This window comes from Sphingomonas endophytica, assembly GCF_014199415.1.
Lineage (GTDB): Bacteria > Pseudomonadota > Alphaproteobacteria > Sphingomonadales > Sphingomonadaceae > Sphingomonas > Sphingomonas endophytica.
Genome location: NZ_JACIJN010000010.1, coordinates 14,796 through 29,473 on the forward strand (window position 1 = coordinate 14,796; position 14,678 = coordinate 29,473).

A 14,678-nucleotide genomic window follows, 5' to 3' on the forward strand; every position below is an offset into this window, starting at 1 on the left:
ATGGCGCGGGACGAACCACCAGCGGCGACGATCCAGGCGTTGGGCGAGCAGATGGCCGCAGCGGCCGCGGCGCTCGACTTCGAGGAGGCGCGCCGGCTGCGCGACGTGATCGCTTTGTTGCGCAACGGCGCGTCGGTGGAGGAGGCGGCGGCGGCAGACGGCTTCAAACGCCAGCAGCCGGGCGCGATGGGGCTGGGGACCAGTCGCCAGCAGGTCGTGCCGCCCGAGGGGTGGACGAAACCGCGCAAGCCGGACCTGATGACGCGGGGCAAGCGCTAGCCTGACCGTCGCCGCGGAGGCTCGCTTCAAGGAAAAGCCGGAATGGGATCCCGGATCAGGTCCGGGATGACCGGGAATAGGTCAGCGCTTCCCGGAGGCCGGTAACGAGCGCGGCATCGGGTGGCGCGTGGGCGGCGAAGACCAGCCCGACGTCGCGGCTCGGATCGAAATCCGCCAGCGGCACGCGTGCGACTCCGTCGGCGTGGAAGCTCTCCGGCATCACCGTGATCCCCAGCCGCGCGCGGACGTGCGACAGCGCGCGGTCGTCGCTGGTGGTACGCGCCGGGAAGAACGGCCGGACGCCGCGCGCGGTGAAGAAGCGGCTGGTCTCCGACAGCATCTCGCAATGGCGACGGACGATCATCGGTTCGTGCGCGATCTCCTCGGCGCTGAGGGAAGCGCGTCCGGCGAGCGGATGCGTCGAACCGATCGCCAGCGCATAGCCCTCGGTGAGCAGATGCTGGCCCGCGCCGCGATCGTCGCCGTCGCGCAGGATCGTCAGCGCGGCGTCGATCCGCCCGCGCGCGAGCCGTGCGCGCAGGTCGCGCTCGTTGCCTTCGACCAGTTCGACGCGGTCGCCGCTGCGTGCCGCCAGCCAGCGCTCGATCGCGTGGCGCGGGATCGTGGTGAGGACACCGAGCCGCAGCAGCGGCGCGGCGGCGGCGCCGGTCACCGCGCGCTCGGCGGCGGCGAAGCCGCTCTCGATCGCGCGGGCGTGGGCGAGCAGCCCGGCGCCGGCTTCGGTGAGCGCGACGCGGCGGTTGGTGCGGTTGAAGAGCGTGCGGCCGAGCGATGCCTCCAGCCGGGCGATGCCGACCGACAGCGTGGGCTGCGCGACGTTGCACGCGGCGGCGGCGCGCGAGAAATTGCCGGTATCGACCACGGCGAGGAAATAGCGCAGGTGATAGCGGTCGATCATAGACGATATCTATACCCAGCTTCGGTGCGTTTCAATTTTGCCGGGGTGCCGCGACGCTCTAGGATGGCGGCAACGACGCATAGGAGAGAGCGATGGACCTCGATTTCGGTCTGGGCGAGATGGCGGACACGATCCGCGACACGGTGCGACGCTTCGCGGCCGACCGGATCGCGCCAATCGCGGCCGAGGTCGATGCCGAGGATCGCTTCGCGCGCGAGCTGTGGCCCGAGATGGGCGCGCTCGGGCTGCACGGGATCACCGTCGAGGAGGCCGATGGCGGGCTGGGGCTCGGTTATCTGGAACATGTGATCGCGTGCGAGGAGGTCAGCCGCGCCTCGGCGGCGATCGGGCTCAGCTATGGCGCGCATTCCAATCTGTGCGTCAACCAGATCCGGCGCTGGGGCTCGGCCGAGCAGAAGGCGAAATATCTGCCGAAGCTGATTTCGGGCGAGCATGTCGGCAGCCTCGCGATGTCGGAGGCGGGCGCGGGGTCGGACGTCGTCTCGATGAAGCTGCGCGCGACCAGGGTCGACGGCGGGTGGCAGCTGAACGGCACCAAGTTCTGGATCACCAACGCGGCCTATGCCGATACGTTGGTCGTCTATGCCAAGACCGATGCCGAGGCGGGGTCGAAGGGGATTACCGCTTTCCTGATCGAGAAGGGCTTTGAGGGTTTTTCGATCGGGCAGAAGGTCGACAAGCTCGGGATGCGCGGCTCGCCGACCGCCGAACTGGTGTTCGACGATTGCTTCGTCGCCGACGAACAGGTGATGGGGCCGCTGAACGCCGGGGTGAAGGTGCTGATGTCGGGGCTCGATTACGAGCGCGTCGTGCTGTCGGGCATCCAGCTCGGGATCATGCAGGCGTGTATCGATACGGTGCTGCCCTATGTCCGCGAGCGCAAGCAGTTCGGGCGCGCGATCGGTGAGTTCCAGCTTATGCAGGCGAAGGTCGCCGACATGTATGTCGCGCTCAATTCGGCGCGCGCCTATGTCTATGCGGTGGCGAAGGCGTGCGACGCGGGGCGGACGACGCGCTTCGATGCGGCGGGGTGTATCCTGCTCGCCTCGGAGAGCGCGGTGAAGGTCGCGGGCGAGGCGATTCAGGCGCTGGGCGGCGCGGGCTATACGAAGGACTGGCCGGTCGAGCGTTACTGGCGCGACGCCAAGCTGCTCGACATCGGCGCGGGGACCAACGAGGTGCGGCGGATGCTGATCGGGCGCGAGCTGATCGGGCATGACGCGCCGAGGGCGCAATGACCGCGATCCGCTCGCTGGTCGACGCGGGGTCGGAGGCGTTCGCGGCCAATGACGCGCACAATCGCGCGCTGGCGGCGGCGTTGCGCGAAAAGGCGGCGGCGAGCGCGCTGGGCGGGTCCGAGCAGCATCGCGCGCGGCATGTCGCACGCGGCAAGCTGCTGCCGCGCGAGCGGGTCGACCGGCTGCTCGACGCGGCCGCGCCGTTTCTGGAGATCGGCGCATTGGCGGCGAACGGCATGTACGACGATGCCGCGCCGGGCGCGGGGATGATCGCGGGCGTCGGGCGGGTGTCGGGGCGCGAGTGCATGATCGTCGCCAACGACCCGACCGTGAAGGGCGGCGCGTACTTCCCGATGACGGTGAAGAAGCATCTGCGCGCGCAGGAGATCGCGCGCGAGAACCGCCTGCCGTGCGTGTATCTGGTCGACAGCGGCGGCGCGAATCTGCCGCATCAGGCCGAGGTGTTCCCCGATCGTGAGCATTTCGGACGGATCTTCTTCAATCAGGCGCAGATGTCGGCGGAGGGGATCGCGCAGATCGCGTGCGTGATGGGGAGCTGCACCGCGGGTGGCGCCTATGTGCCGGCGATGTCCGACGAGAGCGTGATCGTGCGTAATCAGGGGACGATCTTCCTCGCCGGGCCGCCGCTGGTGAAGGCGGCGACGGGCGAGGTGATCTCCGCCGAGGAGCTGGGCGGGGCGGAGACGCACGGGCGGCGCTCGGGCGTGGTCGATCATGTCGCGGAGAATGACGAACATGCGCTGCTGATCGTGCGCGACATCGTCGCGACATTGGGCAATTCGCGCACGCCTGACGTGGCGCTTGCAGAGCCGCGCGCGCCATTGCTCGACGCGGCGGAATTGTACGGGATCGTGCCGCAGGACGTGCGCGCGCCCTATGACGTGCGCGAGGTGATCGGGCGGATCGTCGATGGCTCGGCGTTTCATGAGTTCAAGGCGTTGTATGGCACGACGTTGGTGTGCGGCTTTGCGCATATCTGGGGGATGCCGGTCGCGATCCTCGCCAATAACGGCGTGCTGTTCAGCGAGTCGGCGCTCAAGGGCGCGCATTTCATCGAGCTGGCGTGCCAGCGGCGCATTCCGTTGCTGTTCCTCCAGAACATTTCCGGCTTCATGGTCGGCGGGAAGTATGAGGCGGAGGGGATCGCCAAGAACGGCGCGAAGCTGGTGACGGCGGTCGCGACTGCATCGGTGCCGAAGATCACCGTGTTGATCGGCGGCAGCTTCGGGGCGGGCAATTACGGGATGTGCGGGCGCGCTTACTCGCCGCGCTTTCTGTTCAGCTGGCCGAACGCGCGGATCTCGGTGATGGGCGGCGAGCAGGCAGCGAGCGTGCTGGCGACCGTCCACCGCGATGCCGAAACGTGGACGCCCGAGGAAGCGGAGCGCTTCAAGGCGCCGATCCGCCAGAAATATGAAGATGAGGGCAATCCCTATTACGCGACCGCGCGGCTGTGGGACGACGGGATCATCGATCCGGTGCAGACCCGCGACGTGCTGGGGCTGGCCTTTGCCGCAACGCTGAACGCGCCGGTGCCCGAGCGCGCGCAGTTCGGCGTGTTCCGGATGTGATCTGGGAGAGACGATGATGATCCTGCTGATGCTGCTCCTGCAGACCACGCCCGTCGCCCCGATCGTCAAGGGCACTGCCTTGCCGCCGCCGGGCAGCGAAGAGGCGCAGGTGATGGCGCCGGTCGCGGCGTTGCTGCGCGCGATCGAGACGAGCGACCGCGCCGCCGCGCTTGCCGCGACGCTGCCCGAGGGGACGATCACCGCGACGCGCACCGGGCCGGACGGCGCGCCGCAGCGGCGGACGCTGCGCTGGGCCGACTGGGCGGCGCAGCTCACCCCGGAGCAGGGGCCGGTCGCGGAGAAGCAGGGCACGCCGGCGATCGAGATCGACGACCATGCCGCGATGGTATGGGCGCCCTATACCGTCACGGTGGCGGGCAAGCCGGTGCAATGCGGCTATAACCTGTTCGACGTGGTGCGCGGGGCGGCGGGGTGGAAGATCCTCAACGTCACCTATTCCGCACGCACCGAGGGCTGCACGTCATGATCGCCTCGCTGCTGATCGCCAATCGTGGTGAGATCGCGCGGCGGATCATCCGCACCGCGCGGACGCTCGGCATCCGCACGATCGCGGTCCACTCGGATGTCGATGCCGAGATGCCGTTCGTGCGCGAGGCCGACGAAGCGGTCTGTATCGGGCCGGCGGCGGCGGCCGACAGCTATCTGCGGCAGGACCGTCTGCTCGATGCGGCGCGCGCTACGGGCGCGGAGGCGATCCATCCGGGCTACGGCTTCCTGTCCGAAAACGCCGAGTTCGCCGAGGCGGTGGTCGCCGCCGGGCTGGTGTGGGTCGGCGCGCCGCCCGCGGCGATCCGCGCGATGGGGCTGAAGGACGCCGCCAAGGCGCGGATGATCGCGGCGGGGGTGCCGGTGACGCCGGGCTATCTGGGCGAGGACCAGTCGCCCGATAGGTTGCAGGCCGAGGCGGACGGGATCGGCTATCCTGTGCTCATCAAGGCGGTCGCGGGCGGCGGCGGCAAGGGGATGCGGCAGGTCGACGCTCCGGGCGACTTCGCCGAGGCGCTGGCGAGCTGTCAGCGCGAGGCGGCGGCGTCGTTCGGCGACGATCGCGTGCTGATCGAGAAATACATCCTGTCGCCGCGCCATATCGAGGTGCAGGTGTTCGGCGACACGCACGGGCAGGTGGTGCATCTGTTCGAGCGCGATTGCTCGCTCCAGCGGCGGCACCAGAAGGTGATCGAGGAAGCGCCCGCGCCGGGGATGGACCCGGCGACGCGCGCTGCGGTGTGCGAGGCGGCGGTACGTGCTGCGAAGGCAGTCGATTATGTCGGCGCGGGGACGATCGAGTTCATCGCCGACGCCTCCGACGGGCTGCGCGCCGATCGCATCTGGTTCATGGAAATGAACACGCGGCTGCAGGTCGAGCATCCGGTGACCGAGGCGATTACCGGTCAGGATCTGGTCGAATGGCAGTTGCGCGTCGCGAGCGGCGAGCCGGTGCCCAAGGCGCAGGACGAACTCGCGATCAGCGGCTGGGCGATGGAAGCGCGGCTCTATGCCGAGAACCCGTCGACCGGCTTCCTGCCGTCGACCGGGCCGCTGGAGCGGCTGCGCTTTCCCGATGGCGTGCGCGTCGACAGCGGGGTCGAGGAGGGTGGGGCGGTGACGCCCTTCTATGACCCGATGATTGCCAAGCTGATCGTCCATGGCGCAACGCGCGCGCAGGCGGCGCAGCGGCTCGCGGCGGCGGCAGCGGGGACGCAGGTGTGGCCGGTGCGCACCAACGCCGCCTTTCTGGCGCGCGCGGCGGCGCATCCCCACTTCGTGGCGGGGCGCGTCGATACCGGGTTCATCGCGCGCCATGCCGACACGCTGATCCCGGTGGCCGAGCCTTCGGCGGCGGTGGTTGCGGCAGCGGCAGCGGCGTTGCTGCCGGCGGCGGACGATACGCCGTGGACCGCCTTGCGCGGGTTCCGCGCCAATGCCGCGCCGGTGATGCAGGTCGCGGTGGAAGTGGCGGGGCAGCCGTATGTCGCGGAGCCTGCGCCGTTGCCGGGTGCCGAGATCGCCAATGGCGTGCTGTTCGCGGGCGGCGAGGCGTGGCCGTTCGGGGCGCGACGCGCGGATCATCTCGGCGGGGCGAGCGAGGGCGACGGCGCGCTGCTCGCGCCGATGCCGGGGCGCGTGATCGCGGTGCCGGTCGCGCAGGGGCAGCGCGTCGCGCGCGGCGAGCGGTTGCTGGTGCTGGAGGCGATGAAGATGGAGCAGGCGTTGCTCGCGCCGTTCGACGGGGTGGTCGCCGAGCTGAAGGTCGTCGAGGGTGCGCAGGTGACCGAGGGCATGTTGCTGGCGCGGATCAGCGCGGGAGACGAATGATGGCCGGGCGGCATTATGACGAATGGCAGGTCGGCGACCGGATCGTTCACGACATCCGCCGTACCGTGACCGAGGCCGACAATCTGCTGTTCACGACGATGACGCACAATCCGCAGCCGCTCCACCTCGATGCCGAGGCGGCGAAGGCGAGCGAGTTCGGTCAGATTCTCGTCAACGGGACCTTCACTTTCGCGCTGATGGTCGGGCTGTCGGTCGGGGACACGACACTCGGGACGCTGGTCGCCAACCTCGGCTACGACAAATTGGTGATGCCGAAGCCGGTGTTCATCGGCGACACGCTGCGGGCCGAGACCGAGGTGCAGGAGCTGAAGGACAGCCGCTCGCGGCCGGAGGCGGGGATCGTCACCTTTACGCATCGGCTGCTCAACCAGCGTGACGAGCTGGTCTGCCAGTGCCTGCGCACCGCGTTGCTCAAGCGGCGCGCGGCATGAGGCTGCGCTCGCTGCTGTTCGTGCCGGGCGACCGGCCCGAGCGGTTCGACAAGGCTGCGGCGAGCGGGGCGGATGCGCTGATCCTCGATCTGGAGGATGCGGTCGCACCGGCGGCCAAGGCGTCGGCGCGCGCGGCGGTGGCAGCGCAGTTGCGGGCCGATCGCGGCGTTGTGGCGGTGTTCGTGCGGGTCAATCCGCTCGGGACGGCGTTGCTCGACGAGGATCTCGCGGCGCTCGGCGGGTTGTCGCCGGATGCGATCGTGTTGCCGAAAGCGGAGGGGGCGGCGAGCGTCCACGATCTCGCGGCGCGGCTGGCGGCGGTGGGGATCACCGCGCCGATCCTGCCGATCGCGACTGAGACGCCGGCGGCGATCTTCCAGCTCGGCAGCTATGCGGGGTGCGGGGTACCGCTCGCGGGGTTGACGTGGGGGGCGGAGGATTTGCCCGCCGCGATCGGAGCGGCGACCAGTCGGGAGGAGGACGGACGGTTCACCGCGCCTTACGAGATGACGCGCTCGCTGGCGTTGTTCGCGGCGCATGCGGCAGGGTTGGCGGCGATCGAGACGGTCTATCCGGCGTTTCGCGATGACGCGGGGCTTGCCTCCTATGCAGCGCGGGCGGCACGCGATGGCTTCACGGGGATGATGGCGATCCACCCGGCGCAGGTCGCGACGATCAACTCCGCTTTCACCCCGACCGCCGCGCAGGTTGCGCACGCGCTGGCGGTGGTCGCGGCATTCGAGGCGGCGCCGGGGGCCGGGGTGTTGCAGCTCGACGGCAGGATGATCGACGCGCCGCATCTGGTGCAGGCGCGGCGGTTGCTGGCGCGGGTGTGACCCTTCCGTCATCGCGAGCGTGGCGAAGCAATCCAGAGCCGGACCAAGCCGCCATGGATTGCTTCGTTACGCTCGCAATGACGGTGTTGCGCGGAACCGGGCGCCATTCTCCCGCGCTCTGCCGGGATGCAGGATGATGATCTTTCCAAGGCCCGCCACCGCGCGGTGCCGAGCGGGCGGCTGGCGCGGCTCGGCGGGTTCGGGCGGCTGGCGGGTGGCGTCGCGGGCGGGATGCTGGCCGAGGGCGCGCGGCGGCTCGCGGCGGGCGAGCGCCCGAAGGTCGGCGACCTGATCCTCACGCCCGGCAATGCCGCGCGCGTTGCCGATCGGCTTTCGCATCTGCGCGGCGCGGCGATGAAGCTGGGGCAGATGATCTCGATGGACGCGGGCGACGTGCTCCCGCCCGAGTTGCAGACGATCCTCGCGCAGCTCCGCAATCAGGCGTACCGGATGCCGCCGCAACAGCTCGACCGCGTGCTGCGCGAGGAATGGGGCGCGGACTGGCGGCGGCGGTTCCGGCATTTCGAGGCGTCGCCGGTCGCCGCCGCATCGATCGGGCAGGTGCATCGCGCGACGCTGCCTGACGGGCGGGTGCTGGCGATCAAGGTGCAATATCCGGGCGTCGCCGACAGTATCGGGGCCGATGTCGACAATGTCGCGACGTTGCTGCGCGTCTCCGGGTTGCTGCCGGCGACGCTCGATCTCAAGCCGTTGCTCGCGGAAGCCAAGCGGCAACTCGCCGAGGAAGCCGATTACGTCCGCGAAGGCGCGGAACTGCGTGCTTATCGCGAGCGGCTGGCGGGCGACGCGCGCTATGTCGTACCCGCGCTGGAGGAGGCGCTGACGACGAAGCGCGTGTTGGTGATGGAGTTCGTTGCCGGACGGCCGATCGAGGCGCTCGCCGAAGCGTCGCAGGCGGAGCGCGATGCGGCGATGACGTCGCTCATCTCACTGGTGCTGTGCGAACTGTTCGCATTCGGCGTGATGCAGACCGATCCGAATTTCGCCAATTACCGGTGGCAACCGGATACCGGCGCGCTGGTGTTGCTCGATTTCGGCGCGGCACGGCGGGTGCCTGCGGAAACCGCGGCGGGGTATCGGCGGCTGATCGAGGCGGGGCTGGCGCGCGATCGTGACGCGATCCGCGAAACCGCGGTCGCGGTCGGGTTTCTGGGCGAAGCGGCGGCGGCGGCGCATCGCCCGGCGATCGACCGGATCATCGCGGCGATCGACGCGGCGCTCAACCGGCCGGGCGCGTTCGACTTCGGCGACCGCGCGTTCGTGCCGGTGGTGCGCGAGGAGGCGAAGGCGATGATCGCGGACCGCGCGACGTGGCACGTCCCGCATGTCGAGACGCTGTTCGTCCAGCGCAAGGTGAGCGGGACGGCGCTGCTCGCGGCGCGGTTGAAGGCGCGGGTTGATGTGCGCGGGCTGGCGGCGGCGGCGGTGGTGGGCGAGGACCTGTCGGCGCGGGGTTGAGCGGGGTTTTTGCGTGCGGGTATACCCTCGATAAACGTCTCCCCGGACTTGATCCGGGGTTCCGCTTCTTCTTGACGGCAGCGGTAGAAGCGGGGCCCCGGATCAAGTCCGGGGAGACGGTGGGGCTTTGGTCTACGGGATCAGACCATCGCTTTCGTCCGCCCCGCCTCGATGGCAGCGTCGCTCGCCAGCCGATCGGCGCGTTCGTTCTCGGGGTGGCCGGCATGGCCCTTCACCCATTTCCACTCGACCCGGTGCGGCCGCGCCGCCTCGAGCAGCGCCTGCCACAGATCGGCGTTCTTGACCGGCTTCTTGTCGGCGGTCTTCCAGCCGTTCTTCTGCCAGCCGTGGATCCACTTGGTCAGCCCGTCCATGACGTAGCGGCTGTCGGTCGACAGCGTCACGCGGCACGGGCGGGTCAGCGCGTTGAGCCCCTCGATCGCGGCGGTCAGCTCCATGCGGTTGTTGGTGGTCAGCGGCTCGCCGCCGGCCAGCTCTTTCTCGTGCTTGCCGGCGCGGATCACCGCGCCCCAGCCGCCGGGGCCGGGATTGCCCTTGCACGCGCCGTCGGTGAACAGCTCGACCTGTGTCAGCTCGGTCATGCGAACGCCTCCGGATGCGCTTCGTACCAGTCGAGCCGACGGAGATAGGCGAGCGGGTCCTTCCGCATCACCAGCGCGTCGGCTGGGGTGTGGAGCCAGTCCCATGCGCGACTGAGCAGGAAGCGGATGCATGCGCCGCGTGCGAGCAGCGGCAGCGCGGCGCGCTCGGCATCGCTGAGCCCGAACGCGGCGGTGTAGCCGGCCAGCAGCGCCGCACCGACCGCCGCATCGGGGTTCTCGCCGCGCGCGTCGAACGTCCATGCCGAATGCATCACCGCGACGTCATAGGCGCGGACGTCGGTGCAGGCGAAGTAGAAGTCGATCAGCCCGGTGACGCTGTCGCCGTGCATCAGGACATTGTCGGGGAACAGGTCGGCATGGATCGCGCTGACCGGCAGCCCGAGCGGCCACGCCTGCTCGACCGTCGCCAGCGCGGTGTCGATCCGGTCGAACAGTCCGGGCCGGATCGTGTCGAGGTCGCGCCCGCATTTATCGAGCAGCGGCCGCCATGTCGCGATGCCCATCGAGTTGACGCGCGTGCGGCGGAAGTCGGCGAGCGCGGCGTGCATGTCGCCCATCGCCGCCGCCGCCGCCTGCGCCTGCGCCGGCGTCGGGTGCGACACCGAGACGCCGGGGAGAAAGCGGATCAGGCAGGCCGGCCGCCCTTCCAGCGTCTGGATCACCGCGCCGTCGCGATCGGAGATCGCCGGCGGCACGGCCAGGCCGCGCGCGGCGAGATGGTCGAGCAGCGCCATGAAGAACGGCAGATCGTCGGCCGCGACGCGCTTCTCGTACAGCGTCAGGATGAAGCGCGCCGCATCGGTATCGACGAGGTAGTTGGAATTCTCCACCCCCTCGGCGATCCCCTTAACGGAGACCAGTGCGCCGACATCGTAGCGGTGGAGAAAGGCGGCGAGCGCCTCGGCGGAGACGTGCGTGTAGACGGCCATCGTGCGTGCGTCAGGCGGCGGCGTCGAGCCCGCGCGGGAGCTTGAACGCGATCGTCTCGCGCGTCGTCTCCTCCTCGCGCTCGGTCACGTCGAAGCGCGTCGCCAGCCGGTCGACCAGCTCGCGGACCAGCAATTCGGGCGCGGAGGCGCCCGCGGTGATCCCCAGCGTGCCGACGCCGTCGAGGAATGCCCAGTCGAGATCGGCGGCGCGCTGGATCAGCGCGGCGCGGATGCCCTGCCGCTCGGCAACCTCGACCAGCCGGACTGAATTCGACGAATTGGGCGCGCCGATCACCAGCACCGCATCGCACGCGTCGGCGATCGCCTTGACCGCGGCCTGCCGGTTCGACGTGGCATAGCAGATGTCCTCGCCGCGCGGTGCCTGGACGGCGGGGAAGCGGCGGTGGATCGCGGCGACGATCGCGGCGGTGTCGTCGACCGACAAGGTCGTCTGTGTCAGGAACGACAGGTTCTGCGGATCGGGGACGACCAGCGCGTCGACGTCCTCGACCGTCTCGACCAGCGACATCGCGCCCGCGGGCACCTGTCCGAACGTGCCGATCACCTCCGGGTGGCCGGCGTGGCCGATGAACAGGATGTGGCGGCCGGATTCGACCAGCCGCTCGGCCTGGCGATGGACCTTGGAGACGAGCGGGCAGGTCGCGTCGAGATAGTCGAGGCCGCGGTATTGCGCCTCGGCGGGGACCGACTTGGGGACGCCGTGCGCGGAGAAGACCACCGGCGCGCCATCGGGCACCTCGGTCAGTTCCTCGACGAACACCGCGCCCTTCGCCTTGAGCGAATCGACGACGAACTTGTTGTGGACGATCTCGTGCCGGACATAGACGGGCGCGCCGTGCTTCTCGATCGCCAGCTCGACGATGCGGATCGCGCGGTCCACCCCGGCGCAGAAGCCGCGCGGCGCGGCGATCAGCAATTCCAGCGGGCGGCGGGGCGTGGCGGCGGGGTCGGTAACGGGATCGGCCATGGCGGTGGCTCTACGCGAATGCTTGCTCCGGCGATAGACGGTTCCTATGCTGGCGACGACCCGGGGCCGTTTTGCGGCGCCGTATCATTTGTGCCCATTGCCCGGGATTGTGTTTGTGAACGCTCGCCAAATCGCCGCTCCGCTGATCCTCCTGCTCGTGGGCGGATGCGCGAAGAGCGGGGAGATCGATGTCTCCGGCGGCGGCGCCGGCATCACCGCGGTGCGCAGCGCCTGCCCGACGGTCGGCGTGCCCGCGGGGACGGGCGACGTGACGCTGTTCGATCCGTCGAACAGCCGCGCCGCCAGCGCCATCGACGTGGTCGCGACGATCAGCAACGTCCGCTCGACCTGCGACGACCAGGGCGCGGACGTAACGACGCGCGTCACCTTCGACGTGCGCGCGCGGCGTACCCGCACCGACGGCGCGCGCGACGTGACGCTGCCGTATTTCATCGTCGTCACGCGCGGCGGCAGCCAGGTGGTCGCCAAGCGCATCTCGCAGGTCGGGCTGCACTTCGATGCCGGGCAGGGGCTTGCCACCACCAGCGCCGAGGCGAGCAGCGCGGTGGCGCGCAGCGCCGCGACGCTGCCGCAGGAAGTGCGCGAGCGGCTGACGCGCCGCCGCAAGGCCGGCGACGAGGATGCGGCGGTCGATCCGCTCGCCGATCCGAAGGTGCGCTCGGCCGTCGCCGCGGCGTCGTTCGAGGCGCTGGTCGGCTTTCAGCTCACGCAGGATCAGCTCCGCTACAATGCGACGCGGTGACCCGTAATGGTGAAGGCGACGGGAACCTTTGCCGATTGCTTCGAATGCGCAACCTTTAGGCAAGATTCGGCGACGTAAGAGCGAGCGGCCGGGAGCGTGGCGCGCCGGTCGGAGGAATTGCGGACGTGACCAGCGTGTCTCCCATTGCCGGGACTTCGTCGATCTTGCGGTCGATGCAAGCCGCGCGTGCGGCCGCAGCGGCTGAACCGTCGCCGCCAACGGCGACCGTCGCGGTCAGGCGCGAGGAACCGGTCGCCTCGACCGGCAGCCTGATCCGTACCGCCGGCGAGCAGCTCGATCAGTTCGATCGCGTCATGGAGAAGCTGCGCGCCAATATGGCGCCGGGCGCGGTCACTTATGGCCGGACCGGATCGCTTGCCCCCAGCGGGCAGATCGTCGACCGACTCGGCTGACGCTGCGCCGGGACTTGCTCCCGCCGCGCGCTTCGCTACGGAACGAAGCGTGACCGAGGACGATCGCCTGATCTCGCCCGCGCGCCGTGTCGAGGATGTCGACGCCGCGCTGCGCCCCAAGACGCTCGACGATTTCGTCGGGCAGAAGGCCGCACGCGAGAATCTGCGCGTGTTCATCGAAGCGGCGAAGGGGCGCGGCGACGCGCTCGACCATGTGCTGTTCTTCGGCCCGCCGGGGCTCGGCAAGACGACGCTGGCGCAGATCGTCGCGCGCGAAATGGGGGTCGGCTTTCGCGCCACCTCGGGTCCGGTGATCGCCAAGTCGGGGGATCTCGCCGCGTTGCTGACCAATCTCGAGGATGGCGACGTGCTGTTCATCGACGAAATCCACCGGCTGCAGCCTGCGGTGGAGGAGGTGCTCTATCCGGCGATGGAGGATCGCGCGCTCGACCTGATGATCGGCGAGGGGCCGTCGGCGCGCAGCGTGCGGATCGACCTGCCGCGCTTTACTTTGGTCGGCGCGACGACGCGGCAAGGCTTGCTGACCACGCCGCTACGCGATCGCTTCGGGATTCCGGTGCGGCTGCAATTCTATACGGTCGAGGAGCTGGAGCGGGTGGTGTCGCGCGCGGCGCAGTTGCTCGACCTCGGCATCGCGCGCGACGGGGCGATGGAGATCGCGCGCCGCGCGCGGGGCACGCCGCGGATCGCCGGACGGTTGCTGCGGCGGGTGCGCGACTTCGCCAATGTCGCGGGGTCGGCAGTGGTCGACGCGATGGTGGCGGATCGCGCGCTCAACCGGCTGGAGGTCGACTCGCTGGGGCTCGATGCGATGGACCGCCGCTATCTGATGATGATCGCCGATATCTATCGCGGCGGCCCCGTCGGAGTAGAGACGCTCGCCGCCGGGCTCAGCGAGCCGCGCGACACGATCGAGGAAGTGATCGAACCCTATCTGATCCAGCTCGGGCTCGTGGCGCGCACCGCCCGCGGCCGGGTGCTCAATGCGGGCGGGTGGAAGCATCTCGGCCTCAACCCGCCGGCGGGATCGCAGGACGGCTTGTTCGACTGAGCCTGCCTAAACGTAAGAAATAACGTCCTGATCTAGATTTACCACTTCGTAACTTTTTGTTAACCTTCTCCCCGCTGACGCAATGACGCGTCGTTTTCTGGGGGGCAGAATGAACATCAAGGCATATGCAGTGGCGGCGATCGCGTCGATGACGCTGGGCGTGCTTCCGGCGTCGGCGGCGACGATCGTATCGACGCTGGCGAGCTATAACGGTCCGGAGGCGAGCAGCGGCTTTCCGATCGATCGTGGGATTATCGGCACCTTCAATTACGCCATCGCGCCGGGATCGTCGATCACCTCGGCGTTCCTCGAAGGCACCTATGGGACCTCGACGGTCTCGTCGAGCACGGCGTCGTTCAATGCCTCGGTCGATGGCAATACCGCCTTCACCGTATGCGGCCTGAATGCCATGAATTGCTATTTCAGCGGGCAGGCGTATCGTTCGTTCAGCATCGCGCTGTCGAGCGCGACCTTCGCCTCGCTGCTGGACGGCAGCGCATCGTTGCGGCTGATCCAGACCTCGAACGTCAACATCCGCTACGGCACGCCGACGCTGCGGATCGTGACCGCGGCAGTGCCCGAGCCGTCGACTTGGGCGATGATGCTGATCGGCTTCGGCGGTGCGGGCGCGATGCTGCGTCGCAGCAAGCGTAAAACCGCGACGAAGGTGCCGTTCGTGCTCTGATCGCGACGAATATTCCCGACTTGACGGCCGGCGATCCTTCGATCGCCGGCCG

General features: G+C 69.4%; 16 protein-coding genes. 12 read left to right on the forward strand and 4 right to left on the reverse strand.

The genetic code is table 11. The annotated features are described in order from the left end of the window. A complete protein-coding gene (locus FHS97_RS14135) occupies positions 1-279 on the forward strand; it encodes a UvrB/UvrC motif-containing protein (RefSeq protein WP_246346689.1) in 279 nt (92 codons plus the stop codon). Positions 280-334: 55 nt separating this feature from the next. Here the strand turns inward: FHS97_RS14135 and FHS97_RS14140 are convergent, their stop codons facing one another. Next, positions 335-1,198: a LysR family transcriptional regulator gene (locus FHS97_RS14140; protein WP_184039219.1), complete on the reverse strand. Its 864-nt coding sequence runs from the start codon at positions 1,196-1,198 to the stop codon at positions 335-337. A 92-nt stretch (positions 1,199-1,290) separates the two neighbouring features. Here FHS97_RS14140 and FHS97_RS14145 point away from each other — a divergent pair, with 92 nt between their 5' ends. From FHS97_RS14145 to FHS97_RS14175, 7 genes are all read left to right on the forward strand, one after another. After that, positions 1,291-2,457, forward strand: a complete 1,167-nt coding sequence (locus FHS97_RS14145) for an isovaleryl-CoA dehydrogenase (RefSeq protein ID WP_184039222.1) — start codon at positions 1,291-1,293, stop codon at positions 2,455-2,457. Beyond that, entirely contained in the window at positions 2,454-4,049 is a 1,596-nt protein-coding gene (locus tag FHS97_RS14150; RefSeq protein WP_184039224.1) for a carboxyl transferase domain-containing protein, read from the forward strand. Before FHS97_RS14145 ends, FHS97_RS14150 begins: the two co-directional genes overlap by 4 nt. A 13-nt stretch (positions 4,050-4,062) precedes the next feature. Next, positions 4,063-4,536 (forward strand): hypothetical protein, encoded by a 474-nt coding sequence (locus FHS97_RS14155; protein WP_184039227.1) that lies wholly within the window; start codon positions 4,063-4,065, stop codon positions 4,534-4,536. Next, a complete protein-coding gene (locus FHS97_RS14160; protein WP_184039230.1) occupies positions 4,533-6,386 on the forward strand; it encodes an acetyl/propionyl/methylcrotonyl-CoA carboxylase subunit alpha in 1,854 nt (617 codons plus the stop codon). The genes FHS97_RS14155 and FHS97_RS14160 overlap by 4 nt, the downstream gene beginning before the upstream one ends. Further along, the gene (locus tag FHS97_RS14165) at positions 6,386-6,838 is read left to right on the forward strand and encodes a MaoC family dehydratase (RefSeq protein WP_184039233.1); all 453 of its coding nucleotides are present in this window, start codon (positions 6,386-6,388) and stop codon (positions 6,836-6,838) included. Before FHS97_RS14160 ends, FHS97_RS14165 begins: the two co-directional genes overlap by 1 nt. Continuing rightward, complete coding sequence (locus FHS97_RS14170; RefSeq protein ID WP_184039236.1) at positions 6,835-7,674, forward strand: HpcH/HpaI aldolase/citrate lyase family protein; 840 nt, start codon at positions 6,835-6,837, stop codon at positions 7,672-7,674. Before FHS97_RS14165 ends, FHS97_RS14170 begins: the two co-directional genes overlap by 4 nt. A gap of 126 nt (positions 7,675-7,800) precedes the next feature. After that, a complete protein-coding gene (locus tag FHS97_RS14175; RefSeq protein WP_184039239.1) occupies positions 7,801-9,153 on the forward strand; it encodes an ABC1 kinase family protein in 1,353 nt (450 codons plus the stop codon). 140 nt (positions 9,154-9,293) lie between these two features. On the opposite strand, the gene rnhA is transcribed toward FHS97_RS14175, so the two are convergent. The 3 genes from rnhA to ispH are packed head-to-tail and all read right to left on the reverse strand — an operon-like array spanning position 9,294 to position 11,693. Beyond that, complete coding sequence (gene rnhA, locus FHS97_RS14180) at positions 9,294-9,755, reverse strand: ribonuclease HI (protein WP_184039242.1); 462 nt, start codon at positions 9,753-9,755, stop codon at positions 9,294-9,296. Then, positions 9,752-10,705, reverse strand: coding sequence for a homoserine kinase (gene thrB / locus FHS97_RS14185; protein WP_184039245.1), 954 nt, complete (start codon positions 10,703-10,705; stop codon positions 9,752-9,754). The genes rnhA and thrB overlap by 4 nt, the downstream gene beginning before the upstream one ends. Positions 10,706-10,715: 10 nt before the next feature. Beyond that, positions 10,716-11,693: a 4-hydroxy-3-methylbut-2-enyl diphosphate reductase gene (gene ispH, locus FHS97_RS14190; RefSeq protein ID WP_184039248.1), complete on the reverse strand. Its 978-nt coding sequence runs from the start codon at positions 11,691-11,693 to the stop codon at positions 10,716-10,718. A 142-nt stretch (positions 11,694-11,835) separates the two neighbouring features. Here ispH and FHS97_RS14195 point away from each other — a divergent pair, with 142 nt between their 5' ends. From FHS97_RS14195 to FHS97_RS14210, 4 genes are all read left to right on the forward strand, one after another. After that, positions 11,836-12,456: a hypothetical protein gene (locus FHS97_RS14195; RefSeq protein WP_184039684.1), complete on the forward strand. Its 621-nt coding sequence runs from the start codon at positions 11,836-11,838 to the stop codon at positions 12,454-12,456. Positions 12,457-12,629: 173 nt separating this feature from the next. After that, positions 12,630-12,869, forward strand: coding sequence for a hypothetical protein (locus FHS97_RS14200; protein ID WP_184039251.1), 240 nt, complete (start codon positions 12,630-12,632; stop codon positions 12,867-12,869). A 49-nt stretch (positions 12,870-12,918) separates the two neighbouring features. Continuing rightward, positions 12,919-13,941, forward strand: coding sequence for a Holliday junction branch migration DNA helicase RuvB (gene ruvB / locus FHS97_RS14205; protein WP_184039253.1), 1,023 nt, complete (start codon positions 12,919-12,921; stop codon positions 13,939-13,941). Positions 13,942-14,050: 109 nt separating this feature from the next. Further along, positions 14,051-14,626 carry a PEPxxWA-CTERM sorting domain-containing protein gene (locus FHS97_RS14210; protein ID WP_246346690.1) on the forward strand — a complete coding sequence of 192 codons (576 nt, stop codon included), beginning with the start codon at positions 14,051-14,053 and terminating at the stop codon, positions 14,624-14,626. The last annotated feature ends 52 nt before the right edge of the window (positions 14,627-14,678 follow it).

Bases quoted from the DNA above. Each gene is read 5' to 3' on its own strand.
- FHS97_RS14160 (WP_184039230.1), top strand. From the start codon at position 4,533: ATGATCGCCTCGCTGCTGATCGCCAATCGTGGTGAGATCGCGCGGCGG.
- FHS97_RS14170 (WP_184039236.1), top strand. From the start codon at position 6,835: ATGAGGCTGCGCTCGCTGCTGTTCGTGCCGGGCGACCGGCCCGAGCGG.
- ispH (WP_184039248.1), bottom strand. From the start codon at position 11,693: ATGGCCGATCCCGTTACCGACCCCGCCGCCACGCCCCGCCGCCCGCTG.
- thrB (WP_184039245.1), bottom strand. From the start codon at position 10,705: ATGGCCGTCTACACGCACGTCTCCGCCGAGGCGCTCGCCGCCTTTCTC.
- FHS97_RS14150 (WP_184039224.1), top strand. From the start codon at position 2,454: ATGACCGCGATCCGCTCGCTGGTCGACGCGGGGTCGGAGGCGTTCGCG.
- FHS97_RS14135 (WP_246346689.1), top strand. From the start codon at position 1: ATGGCGCGGGACGAACCACCAGCGGCGACGATCCAGGCGTTGGGCGAG.
- rnhA (WP_184039242.1), bottom strand. From the start codon at position 9,755: ATGACCGAGCTGACACAGGTCGAGCTGTTCACCGACGGCGCGTGCAAG.
- FHS97_RS14140 (WP_184039219.1), bottom strand. From the start codon at position 1,198: ATGATCGACCGCTATCACCTGCGCTATTTCCTCGCCGTGGTCGATACC.
- FHS97_RS14200 (WP_184039251.1), top strand. From the start codon at position 12,630: ATGCAAGCCGCGCGTGCGGCCGCAGCGGCTGAACCGTCGCCGCCAACG.
- FHS97_RS14145 (WP_184039222.1), top strand. From the start codon at position 1,291: ATGGACCTCGATTTCGGTCTGGGCGAGATGGCGGACACGATCCGCGAC.
- FHS97_RS14155 (WP_184039227.1), top strand. From the start codon at position 4,063: ATGATGATCCTGCTGATGCTGCTCCTGCAGACCACGCCCGTCGCCCCG.
- FHS97_RS14165 (WP_184039233.1), top strand. From the start codon at position 6,386: ATGGCCGGGCGGCATTATGACGAATGGCAGGTCGGCGACCGGATCGTT.
- FHS97_RS14175 (WP_184039239.1), top strand. From the start codon at position 7,801: ATGCAGGATGATGATCTTTCCAAGGCCCGCCACCGCGCGGTGCCGAGC.
- FHS97_RS14210 (WP_246346690.1), top strand. From the start codon at position 14,051: ATGAACATCAAGGCATATGCAGTGGCGGCGATCGCGTCGATGACGCTG.